7 protein-coding genes are annotated in these 14356 nt (G+C 36.0%); all 7 read right to left on the reverse strand.

Annotated features, from left to right (window positions below):
• Positions 1 to 2: 2 nt before the first annotated feature.
• The 7 genes from ORI89_RS07110 to ORI89_RS07140 all read right to left on the reverse strand — a co-directional run bounded on the left by ORI89_RS07110 (position 3) and on the right by ORI89_RS07140 (position 14352).
• The gene (locus ORI89_RS07110; RefSeq protein WP_268229752.1) at positions 3 to 3455 is read right to left on the reverse strand and encodes a SusC/RagA family TonB-linked outer membrane protein; all 3453 of its coding nucleotides are present in this window, start codon (positions 3453 to 3455) and stop codon (positions 3 to 5) included.
• A 359-nt stretch (positions 3456 to 3814) separates the two neighbouring features.
• On the reverse strand, positions 3815 to 4672 hold the full coding sequence (locus ORI89_RS07115; protein ID WP_268229753.1) for a glycerophosphodiester phosphodiesterase family protein: 858 nt from the start codon (positions 4670 to 4672) through the stop codon (positions 3815 to 3817).
• Between the two features lie 3 nt (positions 4673 to 4675).
• Positions 4676 to 6358 carry a SusD/RagB family nutrient-binding outer membrane lipoprotein gene (locus tag ORI89_RS07120; protein WP_268229754.1) on the reverse strand — a complete coding sequence of 561 codons (1683 nt, stop codon included), beginning with the start codon at positions 6356 to 6358 and terminating at the stop codon, positions 4676 to 4678.
• A 16-nt stretch (positions 6359 to 6374) separates the two neighbouring features.
• The gene (locus tag ORI89_RS07125) at positions 6375 to 9707 is read right to left on the reverse strand and encodes a SusC/RagA family TonB-linked outer membrane protein (RefSeq protein ID WP_268229755.1); all 3333 of its coding nucleotides are present in this window, start codon (positions 9705 to 9707) and stop codon (positions 6375 to 6377) included.
• A 96-nt stretch (positions 9708 to 9803) separates the two neighbouring features.
• Positions 9804 to 10862, reverse strand: coding sequence for a sialidase family protein (locus ORI89_RS07130; RefSeq protein WP_268229756.1), 1059 nt, complete (start codon positions 10860 to 10862; stop codon positions 9804 to 9806).
• A gap of 261 nt (positions 10863 to 11123) precedes the next feature.
• Complete coding sequence (locus ORI89_RS07135) at positions 11124 to 11948, reverse strand: HpcH/HpaI aldolase family protein (protein WP_268229757.1); 825 nt, start codon at positions 11946 to 11948, stop codon at positions 11124 to 11126.
• 4 nt (positions 11949 to 11952) lie between these two features.
• Positions 11953 to 14352 (reverse strand): hypothetical protein, encoded by a 2400-nt coding sequence (locus ORI89_RS07140; RefSeq protein ID WP_268229758.1) that lies wholly within the window; start codon positions 14350 to 14352, stop codon positions 11953 to 11955.
• Positions 14353 to 14356 lie beyond the last annotated feature (4 nt).

Here is a 14356-nt window from a genome sequence, read left to right on the forward strand (position 1 = left end):
AATTAAAATGTAACACCTAATTTAAAACCTATGGGCATAACCCATGGATTAATATTATAACGCTCAATACCTTGTTTAAACTGGCTTCCATTGCCCTGCACCCCTCCTTCAGGTTGAAAAGCTTGCTCAGGATCGATATTTATCTTAGCTTTTGTCCAAAGCATAATGTTCCTACTAAACACTGAAACACTCAGTTTTTCCATACGCATCTTACGAACAAACGCAGACGGCAAATCATAGGTAAACGATATTTCCCTTAACTTTAAATATGAAGCATCATATAAGAAAGGTCTAGCAAAAGACCAGGTCGTAGCGCCAGCTAGAGGAAGGGTTTTGGTTCCATTTTTGCCAGTTAGATTTTCGCCAAGGTTTTCAATCAATATAGGGTCTCCATTTGCATCCTTACCTTCATAAACACCTGGAATAAAAACTCCACCATAAGGTAATGTATACGGTGGATAAACAAAAGGAACACTTCCATACTCAGGAGTGGGGCCTCCTACCAGAGGAAAATAACCACTGTTTATCCTAATATGTTCATCGGCATTATCCATAAGAAAATCACGAAGCTCTTTTCCCTCCATTTTATCAGCATGAAAAAGTTTATCCATAAATAAGGCAGAACGCCCCTCTTCTTCAAACTGTCTATAGGTTTGTGAAATAAAATCTCCTCCATTTCTCCAGTCTAAGGAAAAACTTAAATGCATGTTTTTATAAGATATAGTCGACTGAAGCCCCATCATAAATTTGGGGTTAAAATTTCCTATTTTATTTTTGGTATTATCCGATTCTATAGCAACCCATTTACCCGTCTGATCTAATAAAGGAAAACCATAATAAGGACTACTCTTATCAGTTACTGTACGAACTTCCGCATCATAGATATCGCCAATTTCGTCGCCAACATATGTCCAGGCCCCTCCCTTTGCATCTTCCCATAGTGTAAAATAAGGAAGGTCGTCAGAAAGTTCCATTATACGCGTCCTGTTTCTACTTATATTTGCATCAACACTCCAGTGCCAATCATTTGTCTGAACAATATTTCCTCCTAATGAAAATTCAAGTCCTTTACTTACTAATAATCCTGAATTTATATTTTTCATGACAGCACCAGAAGATGGAGGCATTTTGGTATTAAAAATTTGATTTTTATTATCATTTTTATAAATGGTAAAACTACTTCTAAGTCTATTATTAAACATATTTAAATCTATCCCCCCTTCAATTGACGTGGCTTTCTCAGGTTTAAGAAAGGCATTCTTCAACACAGATGAAGTGCCTAATCTAGGAAGATCACCCCAGGTAGAATATCTATTTAACACAGCTAATAATTGATATGGAGACGTATCATTACCTACTTGAGCAACTCCACCTCTCAACTTTAATAAATTAATTGACTCAGGAAGACTTAATAAATCATTAGCAATTAAGCTAAGAGATGCTGACGGATAAAAATAAGCTTTAGCGCCAGGAAGCGTACTCGACCAATCACTTCTACCAGTAATATCCAGATATATCATATCTGCATACCCCAAATTAGCTAAACCATAAAAACTTAACACACCTTTTTCAGAACGGTAATCGTAATAATCTAGGTTTTCAGGTAAAATATTAGATATGGAGTAAACATTGGGCATTATCAAACCTGAACCTGATGCTTTTGTGGCATTGTGAATAGAATTTCCTTTCTGATACCTCCAATTTCCACCTGCAGATACCGAATAAGAAAACTGATTGGCTTTATCTGTGTAAGAAGCTAAAAAATCTGTATTAGTTTCCATATTTCGAGAGAAACTAATTCCATAGGCCCCTTTCTTTTCTCTACTATAGCTTTGCCCTATCTTTGTTTCTTTTTCAAAATCAAGCTTATCCATTGCAAAACGTGCCATAAAGGAAAGTTTTGTAGATGGCTTCCAATCCATACGGACATTACCAAATATACGATCCCTGACAAATGAATTTTTCACTTCATTGACGAGAAAATAGGGATTATTAAACTGACGTTTAGAAAATGAATTATGGATATCCTGTGTTTTTTGCTCTAACCCTTCTAACCCCTCAATCCAGTAATCTTTCATATCCAAAATATTAACATTAGCTGACAGTAAATAAGCCGCTTCTAAGGGGTTAGTCCCCCTATTCCCTGCAGCTCTATTGCCTGAATTATTTTTACTGATATCTACATTTGTACTCAGACTAAGGTTGTCATTAAATTTTAAAATAGAATTTAGACTTAACGTATTATTGAATAAATTAGTTTTTGGTACAATACCTTGGTTAGTCATATTACTATAAGCAATTCGGTAGGACAACTTCTCTAAGTTATTTGCAATGGAAATTCCGTTGGTTGTAGTCAAACCAGTTTGGACGAAATTTTTTACATTATCAGGATGAGAAATCAAAGGAAGGGGCGCATATTTCCCATTTTCGTTTAAAGGACTATTCCATTGAATTGACTCCCAACCTTTATCTAACTCTGCTCCAAAGCCTCCTCCAATTTTATCATCAACTAAATTGCCAAATGGATTAGTTAGAGGACTACCTGAAATATCAGGTGGAATCGCAGAAAATTGTCCTGAACCAAACTTCGACTGGGTTTTTAAATATTTATAAGGAATATCAAAAACAGTGTTTGAACTTAAATGTATGGTGGGTTTAGTTAACCCTTCTGCACTTTTTGTTGTTATCAAAAGAACACCATTACCAGCTCTGGATCCATAAAGAGCTGCAGCACTTGGTCCCTTTAAAATAGTTATACTTGCTATATTTTCAGAGTTTAGACTTGAAATACTGTTTCCATAATCTACTTTATTGCGATCACCAATCTCCCCAATGTTATTCACAGTATTCTGAACTGGAACACCATCAACTACTATTAAAGGCTGGTTATCTGAGCTTAAAGATGTTGCCCCACGGATAACCATGTTTACAGACGAACCTGTTCCTCCAGTAGAGCTAATTGATACGCCTGGTGTTTTTGCAGCCATTGCATTCATAAAGTTTTCATTATTCACTTTATTCAATTGTTCATTATCAAGCACACCAACTGAATATCCTAATGAACGCTCACTACGTTTAATCCCTAATGCCGTAACTACAACCTCTTCGACACGTTCATCATTTTCAACCAAATGAACCGATAATGTACGCGAAGTCGGAATTTCAGCTTCAAGACTTTGGTAGCCCAAGTGTGTAAAAACTAGTTTATCAGACATATTGCTTACATTAAGTGTGAAATCTCCGGTTTCAGAAGTAATAGTACTTCCTGATTTTCCCTTAACGCTTACTGTAACTCCTGAAATTGGCATACCAGTCTTCTGAGAAGATATTTTACCAGTCACTCGAATTTGCTGTAATTCAATATCAGTTAAATTCCGAGAATTAGATACGGCTATATTCCCTAAAACGAGTATAAAGCCTATCACGCTAAAAATTTTAATTCTAATTGTTCTCATAATTGGATGTTTTCATAATTTTTAATATCAAATTGATTTATATATAATCACTAAAACAATAGTAACAAGCTAATATTTAGTAATAACTAAAAACATATTAAGAAAATAATTCGCTGACTTCTAAAAGTTTATAATTTATATTTCTATCAACTACTCAAAGTTACTATGCTAGCATAGCTTTTTAATGTACAATATTGACATTGTTTTATAATATCTTAGCATACTATATCTAAACAAAAAAGTCCCTATTAAAAATAATAGGGACTTCTAGTTTACGCATTAGAAACAAAACTATTAAAAAAACAAGATTTTCAATTTTATAATCCCGTTTTATTTTTAAATTTTTAGATCGGTTATATCTAATTTCTCATTTTTTTACTTTTCAAATAATTCATTAGATCTATTGCGAGATCTGTCTGTACAACATTGACATGAGGCATTTTATAAAAAAAACTTTCAAAACCATTTTTTTCACTCTTTTCAAGCTCATCAAATTCTCCTAATGTATTTATCCAAAGGCGCAATCCACCTTCTATTAGCTTCTTCATAGCCATGTCGTCATAATAGCTTTCATCAATATGAATAATATTTATAAAACCATATTTCTTCAAATACTCAATATCGGACAAAGACCTAGCTCGAGGTAATATTTGCAGATCAACTGCCATTTCATGAATACTTTCAACATCTTCCTTATCATATAAAAATAGGAGTAATTGATCTTGAACATCGTAAGCACTGGCTAAATCAATAAGCTTTTTATATGAATCACTATCTTCAAACTTGATATCTAAATCAACGAGTATTTTACCTTTAATTATTTTAAACACCTCTTCTAAAGTAGGAACTCTATAAGTTGTCGTATCGTTATTATGTACAAGTAATAATTGCTTTATTTCTTCTAAAGTCATATCACTCACATTGCCCGTTCCATTAGTTGTCCGATCCACCGTTTTATCATGCATTATCACAAAATGCCCATCAATGGTCTCTCTAACATCAATTTCAATAATATCCACATCATTGGCTATACATGACTCCATTGTTTCAATAGAATTCTCAGGATATTGACCTTCTCCTGTATTCGCTCTATGGGCCACAACCCATACCTTGTCCTTCTGCTTCTTCTCTAACAGGGCAAAACTATCACTTTTACCCCTTTGACAGGAAATAAACAAGGATAAGAAAATAAGTATAAAAAAAATGCTCTTCTTCATCTTTTACCAAGGCTTATTTGTTCCCTGTAAAAGCCATGGCTTTGACCATTGACTATTTTTACCTCTGACGTTAGAATAAGGTGTGTCTTCTAATCTAGTTAAGGCTTCTTTCAAATTTTTCTCATTTGACTTCACTTCATTATCACCATAAATAAAGCGTACTGGTAAAACCGCTTGAGCAGAACCTGGTCCAGGTTTAAGTTTAGGAAGTCCTAAGCGTCTAAAATCCATCCAGGATTCTACCGTGTTATTCCAACTTGCTATCCATTTTTGTTCGATAAGTTGCTCTAAAGTATTATTAAATTTCACTGCAGGTTTAGCTATCAAAGTGTTATACGATGACTCAACTCCCCATACTTGTAAAGAGTTTTTAATACCATTATTATAGTGTCCTTCAGCCCCTCCCGTAATCCAGCCTTTAAATGCTGCTTCAGCAAGAATAAAATAGGTTTCAGAAGCAGAAGCAATTCTTCTTTTTAAAAAACCACCTTTTTTCTCAGTATAAGCAAGATTTAGCTGTGAAACATGTTGATTTTGTACTACTTGACCAGGAGTAGGATTTAAGTTATAACTATCAGGATCCTTTAATCCGATGCCAATGCCAACATACAAATCGGTATCAAGCTTGTATCCCAATTTAGTAGGGTTATAATGTCTTGTAAATTTATGTCCCTTAGCAATTTCAGCTCTATACTCCAAATCAGTTAAAGATTTGACAGACTGTAAGACACCATCTTTTCTAATTGCATCATCTGTAGCTACACTTAAATTAAGATCTTCAACCCACTGACAATGCACAGGCTGCACCCAAACATATATTCTGGGGTCATTCCAAGATTTCAATAAATCTAAAAATCCTTTACCAATCTTGATTCGTCTATAATTTGACCCGCCATCAGTATCAAATTGACTAGCTACTTTCCAAGAATCATTAGCTGTGTTACCTAGATACTCTACATTGGCATCATCACTTGATTTGTCTATATAAACTTGGCTATTATAAACAGTTTTAATGATCTGTTCAGCTTGCTGAGGCAACTTTGTAGATAACCGCATTGCATAACGCAAACGCAAACTATTAGCAAACTTATACCATTTAACCGCATCACCAGCATAAATCAGGTCATTACTACTAATAATACCACGCGTATCATTTTTAGAAAATAATTCTGCTGCTCTTTCCAAATCAGCCAATACACCTTTATAAATTTCTTCTTGACTATCGTAAACAGGTTGCGTTACTCCCTCATCACCTTTCATAGATTGAGTATATGGTGCATCTCCCCATAAATCAGCAATGTTACCGTATACAAAAGCACGCACAACTAAACCTATTCCTTCGTGAAACACAAAACCATCTCTATTTGCATTTTTAATTAAAAGGTCATTGTTCCGCAAGACATCATACCACTTCACCCAATCTTCGGGTGACCATAAATAGTCGTTAAAGCCAGTAAACCAACCATCACGTTGTAAATGTTGAACAACACCACTTGTGTAACTGAAATCTAAATCTGTATAGTGTTCAGATACACGAGACAAAATACCTGGTAATAATAGATTGACATTAGCACTTGATAAGTCAACACCGTTAGGGTTAACATTGATTTCATTCAGTTTCTTATCACAACCACTTATTGTTATAAGCAGTGTAACCATAAAGCTGTATAAGAGTATCTTTTTCATGATCGAATTTTTATGGTTAGAAAGTAAGATCTAATTTAACACCAAAAGGTATTGTCCAAGGAGTCACATTATTCATTTCTATACCTTGTTGAAAATTACCATTGCTCGAAGCTTTAAAAGCCCGTTCTGGATCTACACCAATTTTCGCTTTATTCCAAAGCATGATATTTCTAGTAAACACAGAAACACGTAAATTTGAAATTCCTTTCACTTTAGGCACATCGTAGCCAATAGACAGTTCACGTAATTTTAAATAGTCAGCATCAAAAGTAATGTCCTGATTATAATTCCAAGGATATTGATCGGACGATTCAAAAACAACAGTTCCATCCTCACCTAGATTTTCTTTATAACCAACTAGTTTACCATCATTATCATAAACACCAATAACACCAGGGGTAAATGAACCATCATAAGAAGCAAAACTACCACTATCATAATAAAAACCACCTGTTTCTTTAGTCAATCCACCAACTCGAGGATAATTTCCATTTCGTGGGATAATGTACTTTTCAGGATCCGATCGCAACAAATTAGCTAATTCCTCGGGTGAATATAGGCCGCCAGGTATCATATTGTCCAACTGAATCTGTGACTTCCAATCGGAACCTGCATATCTATACGTGAAAGATTGAAACTGTCCCCCATTACGCCAATCTAAACTAAAGCTAAGGCTAAACCTCTTGTAATTAAATGTAGATTGCATACCCGCCAAGAAATTGGGGTTAAAATTCCCCACTTTGATCATAGCTTCTTTTGTATCGACCCTTTGCCACTCACCATTTTTACTAAGAAGAGGCCATCTATAATATTCAGATGTAGGATCCGTTACATATGCATACCCCCTACTGTAGATATTTCCAACTTCTTGCCCTACCCATGTATATGCCCCCGCCCCATTCTCGTCCCAAAAATTAATATAATCAATACCTGGAGTTAGTTCAAGAATCTTTGTCCTAGTTCTTGTAAAACTCACATTAACATCCCAAGTTAACCCATTTTCCTGCTTAATTGGTGTACCACCTAAAGTAAACTCCCATCCACGACTCTCAAGTTTTCCCGCATTAATATTTTTTCGAGAGTAACCTGCCGAACCAGGCATTTCAACAGATAATATTTGATTTTTATTTTGTGCCTGATAGTAAGTTCCTTCAAAGCGTAATCTATTGGAAAACATATTTAAATCAAGTCCAAACTCAGAAGATGTTGCAATCTCTGGTTTTAAATCACGATTGTATAGAGTGCCGGGTACGTCACTGTAAATTATATCGCCCCACTTACCCAGCCCAAGCGCTGGGTCTAACTGATAAGGACCTGTGTCATTACCTACCTGTGCCCAACCTGTCCTGAACTTTAACATCGAAATTTGATCTGGTAATGCTAAGGTTTCATTGGCTACCCAGCTTAAAGAAGCTGATGGATAAAAATATGAACGTTTATTCTCCCCTAAAGTACTTGACCAGTCATTTCTTGCCGTGATATCTAAATAAAGTTGATCTTTATAACTTAAGTTTGCCATAGCGTACATGCTAAGAACCATCTTTTTATAATTACGATTATATGTATTCAGCCCCGATCTTGGAATATTATCTAGCCGATACAATCCTGGGATAGTAAGTCCTGCATTACGATCAGATCCTGAGTAAAAATCTGACCAATATCTATACATATAGTTACCTCCACCAGAAGCAGAGTATTTAAAATCGCTACCATTATCTGTCCCTTTATAGGTAAAAAGAAAGTCAAAGTTATTCTCTTTATCAGTAAGATCTTGTAAGTGGTAACCACCTTTCATATCCCGACTATAGCTCCAGGGTATCTTCGTTTCTCTTTGTTCGTTTGATCTAGATTCAGCAGCTCTAAAGAACGCTGATACATTAGGATTGATCGTCCAATCTAGCTTAATATTACCGTACACACGATCTCTTACAAAACCATTCGTTAAGGCATAAGCTAAAAAATAAGGATTATCCATCTCTGGCGCAACCTGACGTTGCTTAATATGCTCTTGACCATCTTCCCAATAATTTTTCAGATCACGAATATCGACATGGGGATAACTATAAACAGCTTGCAAAGGACTTCCTCCTCTATTACCTGTTGATGGCATTTGATTAGAGTTGGATCGAACCACATTAATATTAGTTGATAATTTTAGATTGTCTCTAAAATCATAACTGATACTGGAGTTCAGACCATTTCTATAAAGATCTGAATTCGGAATTAGTCCCTTATGATTTAAATGATTTAAAGAAAAGCGATACACAAATTTGTTACCTGACCCCATAAGAGATAAGTTATTAGTGGAGGAGAACGAGGTATTAACAAAGTTTTTCATATTGTCCCGATAGGATCGCAATTCAGTCGGAATTTTCTGTCCATTTGCATCTGTAGGACTATTCCACTGAACTTCTTTAATACCTTTATCAAGCTCAGGTCCTGACCAATAACCAGACGATTCGTCAAAAAGCCCTACTCTATCGCCAGGTCCAAATTTATAGTGGAGATCCAAATAACGATAAGGTTTTTCAAACACATTACTTGTTGTGAAATTAACTTTCGTTTTCTCACCCTTCCTACCTGATTTAGTAGTAATCATGACGACTCCATTTCCTGCACGTGAGCCATATAACGCTGCTGCACTAGGTCCTTTTAATATTGTCATGCTCTCTATGTCGTCTGGATTAATATCGGCAACACCATTACCATAATCCACTTCGTTACGATCTCCCATTCCCCTTACATTGTTTACGCTACTGGATATGGGAACCCCATCAACAACAAATAAAGGTTGGTTATCAGAACTTAAAGAGGTAGCTCCACGAATAACCATACTAACCGAAGAACCTACACCTCCCGTTTGATTTAGTGTAACACCAGCAATTTTTCCGGTCATACCACCAAATACATTTTCTTGTGTAACCTTTGTGAGACTCTCGCCTCCAATTTTACCAACCGAATAACCCAACGAGCGTTCTTCTCTTTTAATGCCTAGCGCTGTAACGACTACCGCATCAATAGATCCTTCAGCAGGATCTAAATAAACCGTAAAGTTAGACTCTTGACCTCTAACAACCTCTTTGCTCTGATAGCCTACAAAAGAAAACCTAAGACTTGACTCTCTAGAAGTTAAACTTATGGTAAACTTCCCTTCTTTATCCGTAGAAGTCGCTTTTCCCGTTTGAGCTACGACAACACTTACCCCTTCCAGTGGAGTATTGGTTCCAGACGAATATACTATCCCTGTATATTCAGCTCTTTGCTGTGCAAAAGATTGGGGAATGCCAATAATATATTGGCAACACAAAACCAATGCAACCAGTTTCAAAACTTTGTACTTAATTCTCATAATTAAATAGTTTAATCTCAAATGTTACATGTATAAATTTATTTTGAAATAATATTATTAATTGGTTTATAAAAGCTACAGCTAAGTAGCTTATTTTTATTTGCTTATCGTCAATTCACGAAACACAATTGTTTTACGATTAAAGGTATACGTCATTCCCAAAGTATTATCCCACGAAATAATAGCTGGATATGAGTACTCATCTTTCGGATCACCACTTTCTAATGTAAACACATCCTTCCATGTTGAACCATTATCTTTTGATAGCGCCAAACGTAACTCACCTCTTGACCCCCAGTCTTTGCTATCAGGGTTATAAAGTAATGCAAGATCACCATTTTTCATCTTCACTAAATCAATACCGCTATTCGGATTGGGAAGACCTATACTATAAGCTTCTGACCATGTTTGTCCGTTATCTTCTGAATCACTGCGGTAAATAAACCCACTTGTTGTACGCAATAGCATATGTACTTTACCTGGAGTAGACTCCCACAGAGTAGGTTGTATCATACCTTTTCCTTTAACCTCTACTGTATCAAAATTTATATCGGCAGATCGTTGCCAACTTTGTCCATCATCTTTACTAATATCAACAAAGGGTATCCATGCTCCTTCTTCTGTAGAAGCTCCTGCAATCCAATTACCATTACTTAATATAATAGGTTTATTACGTACCGGTCCTCTACCTCCTCGATCTCCTTCGACAAGTTCAACAGGTTCACTCCAAGTGTGACCACCATCTGTGGAACTCATAAGCCAAGTTTCCCAGGTAGGAATTTTTTTCCCTACTTTAAAAAATAAATGTACCTGCTTAGAATTATCAACAAACAAGACAGGATTCCAATGGGCATCATCTCTAATCTTTGCAATCTGTATCGACTTAGACCAATTATTACCATTCGTTTTTCGAGCCAGCCATATACCCACATCATCATTACCTTCCTTTGTACCTCCAAACCAAGAAGCCAAGACTTCTCCATTATCTAACCTTACTAAGGTCGAAGCATGGGCCTCGGCAAAATATTCCCCATCCTTAAAGACATCAGATGAATCAACCATTTTAAATTGAGAATTCTCTGCCTTAGAGTTACAGGAACTCGCAAAAAAAAGTGCACAGAGGAAAAATAGAGTGTTCATTATTGGCTTGTTCATAAATAGTATATTTTTTTTATATTCAAATCATTCCACATAGATTAACTAGTATTAGTTTTATATTTATGCTAACAAAACTTTCTAACTTAGTTAAAATAGAAAGTATTTATTCTAAAAAACCAATTCTTTCTAGACAAAAATAACACATGTAACAGTGTGAATATTATAGCATATTAGCCTATAAATTGCACATCTTAGCTAATTAAGTTTAAACGACGAAAACAGAACCACAACTGTATAGCAACCAGTTACAACACGTAATCATACAATTAAATCTTTGCCGCTACTTTCATTAAATGTGTCGCCCATTTCATTTTTAATAAAGAAAATATCATTACAAAGTCGTTGACTAAATAAAGCAACATCAAAACTATGAATAACCAAATTAGCTCCGACTTTAACCCATCTAAGCTGTCTTTCTACTTCCAAAGAAAAATGAACACCAACCGCAATTTTTCTTTCTCTACATTTTTTAATAATAGTAGTAAGTGCCTCCTCAAATAACGGATTATCATATTCTTCCGGAATCCCCATACTCACGGATAAATCATGCGGCCCTATAAATACCGCATCTAGTCCAGCAACTGACAAGAGCTCGTCCAAACGTTGGATAGCAGGGACACTTTCTATATTAGCAATACATATATTCCCGTAATTATAGGCTTGCAAGTAATCTTGCATATGCTTTGTCATTAGTTTTTCGCCACAGAGATAACTGGTTAAAACCTCGCCTTTTAATGGGCGATATTTAACCGCAGCTGTCAATTGGGTTATCTGCTCTACTGACTCCACATAAGGTGCCACGACCCCACGTGCTCCAGCATCGATGGCCTGACAAGCTAAATAACTATCAGGGTTTGGTATACGCACAATAGGACTAATACCTAAGGCTTCATATAACTGGCATAGAGTAGCAAGCTGACTTCGATCTAAAGCAATATGTTCAGTATCTATAAAAACGAAGTCTAAACCAGCTTTTTTTGCAGCCACAGGCCAATGAGGCGCAATTGAACTTATACAAGTGCCATATACATTCTGTCCACCCTTTATCTTTTTTAGAAGATGGTCTTTTTTTAATTCAAGCATATCCTTACTCTTTTATTAACCATATTTCAGCCACCTGCAATCCTCGTTCCCCCACTTTACAGCTCCAAGTAAAAGTTATTTGACCGTCAGCTGTCGAGCTAGCGGGAACCTGAAACTCATACACTGGCTGTTGCCCAAGAAGTAAATAATCATGAATCACGAAGTCATCATCTGTAACCAACTTGACATGTGATTTAAATCGGCCTGTATAGGCTATTCTAATTTTATAATTCCCTTTAGTATCTAAGTCTTTATAGCAGATTTGTAATGGCTGATCATAAAGAGTCTCAACCTGTTTTAACCAAGCTAAGGGAGTAGCTTCTCTCTGAGAAGCATTAAGTACCTTAATGTTAAAGCCTTCACGTGGCGATCTTAAACTTCCAGGATCATCCCATAAGCTAGAATTAATAACAATACGATCAGTACTAGCCATAGTACCATAATGATCATAAAAGCCGCCAGGTCCAGGATCTGTACGATACAATAAGGAATATATCCGCTTTTCCTTTTCAGCTCTATGAGGTAACCGTTCAATTTCCTTAAGCTGTGCTAGTAACCAAGGACTATCAGTTAAAGGCATATCAATATGATCTATAAAATTCCCTCGTTCCTCCCGTCCTCCATGCTTTTCAACAGTCAATTGAGCGCCTATACTACTGAATAACGAATCAGCTAAGGCAATACACTTCTCCTTCCAATCCTGTGCCACCGTCTGCTGCTGGGTTCTCTGTAAAATATTTAGTGCCTCTTGAATATTTTTTGTTAAACTATCTCCTTTTGCCTGTTCTAATAAATATCGTACTTGCTGTTCTATTTCAGTTTCATAAAAAAGTCTACGATAAGTATAAGCATCAAAGTACGCACGAATCAACCCCATCTGAAATCTTGGGTTTTGACGTATTGATAAAGGAACATGCTCTTCTATATGTTGCCAGCGACGTAATGTTTGCAAAACACGCTGGTTAGTTAAAAGCGGCCCTTTTAAGTTATTTTCCAAATCTATAAAACCTAAAGCAGCTGCTTCAGTATGATCTGCTCCTATGAAAAAACGTGTATAGTCTCTTAGAGTTTCAATTACCTTAGTCTCGGGATCCCAATCTTGACCAGTCCAAATAAATTTATTGATGTCATCATTAGTACCTTCTGAATACGTAATGCTACCAATACCATAGCGATGTAAAGCGTTATGTGTTTTTTTCATACTATAAGGCCTCGGTGTTATGCTCTCTCTGCCTAGCGTCAATGCCCAAGCAGAGTCCCAATCATGAATTGGATATTGACAACTATAATTGTGCGTAATATCGGGATATCGCCTAATAGGAATAGACGAATTAAGACGATTACGAATCTCTTGTATAGGCATATTAACCCATGGCCCAAAGACTACACCACCCAACCATTCATATTCGCGGTTTATGTAATCAAAAAATGTTGTAAACCATTCATCAGTGGGATTAAAAAACTGCGGTGACAACCATATTTTGGCATTAGGGTGATGTTTTTTTAGTAATCTAGCTACTTGTTCAAGCCAAGTAAACAAAACTTTAGGCTCTAAATCACCTGGATCACCCGCCGGAACAAATAAAGCATTAAGTTTTGGAAGCGAAGAAAACACACTTTCTCTATAATCAAGCTCCTCTCTTATTGAGTCTGGGTGTAAATAATCAGTTCCAATATTAGGGAACCACATACTAACATCTAAACCATACTCCTCACATATACGTGATTGCTCGACAATCATTTCGGCAGCCGTCAGTTTCATATGTGGACTACTAAACTCGTCGTCTGTAATAGGCGGCAATATCTCAATAGTGTTTGCACCAAATATAGCAAGCTCTCTTATATATTGATCAAACTGGGCTACAGTAAAAGCATCATACGAATTAGTTTTTGGCCTATAACCAAGCTGATGCCCCCTTACAGCGTACTTAGGGCTTGAAGATCTATTCAGTAATGTAGATAGCGTAATCTTGGAAGGACGCATCTCTGTCTTTCTCAAAAAATAGCCAACACCATACAAAAGCCCTCTACTGTCGTGACCAATTATAAAGATCGTTTTACGTTCAGGATGCACCAAGAATTTAAAGCCTTCGTTTTCAATACTGGGCATCTTCTGAATTAATTCTCTATCCTGTAGGGATAATTGTTCGACATCCTTCTCCAGCCCTAAAATAATTGTTAAACTATTCGTAGATAGGTTAGTTCTATGGATAGAAACATGAATTTCTGTTCGTTTAAAGACCTCCTCTTGCAATACTTTTATAGTACGTCTTAATTCCCCTTGATCTTTAGTAAAAATTGATATAGTTGCTTCAGAGACGGAGAATTCTTGTGAGTATAGATATTGTTCCTTGCCGAAAAACAACATAGTAATTACTGCGAAAACTAAACAACGGAAATTCATAATA

Source organism: Sphingobacterium sp. UT-1RO-CII-1 (assembly GCF_026711005.1).
In the GTDB taxonomy this organism is placed as follows: Bacteria; Bacteroidota; Bacteroidia; order Sphingobacteriales; family Sphingobacteriaceae; genus Sphingobacterium.

Excerpts from the sequence above, each read along its gene's own strand:
- ORI89_RS07110 (WP_268229752.1), bottom strand. The coding sequence starts at position 3,455 with ATGAGAACAATTAGAATTAAAATTTTTAGCGTGATAGGCTTTATACTC.
- ORI89_RS07135 (WP_268229757.1), bottom strand. The coding sequence starts at position 11,948 with ATGCTTGAATTAAAAAAAGACCATCTTCTAAAAAAGATAAAGGGTGGA.
- ORI89_RS07115 (WP_268229753.1), bottom strand. The coding sequence starts at position 4,672 with ATGAAGAAGAGCATTTTTTTTATACTTATTTTCTTATCCTTGTTTATT.
- ORI89_RS07125 (WP_268229755.1), bottom strand. The coding sequence starts at position 9,707 with ATGAGAATTAAGTACAAAGTTTTGAAACTGGTTGCATTGGTTTTGTGT.
- ORI89_RS07130 (WP_268229756.1), bottom strand. The coding sequence starts at position 10,862 with ATGAACAAGCCAATAATGAACACTCTATTTTTCCTCTGTGCACTTTTT.
- ORI89_RS07140 (WP_268229758.1), bottom strand. The coding sequence starts at position 14,352 with ATGAATTTCCGTTGTTTAGTTTTCGCAGTAATTACTATGTTGTTTTTC.
- ORI89_RS07120 (WP_268229754.1), bottom strand. The coding sequence starts at position 6,358 with ATGAAAAAGATACTCTTATACAGCTTTATGGTTACACTGCTTATAACA.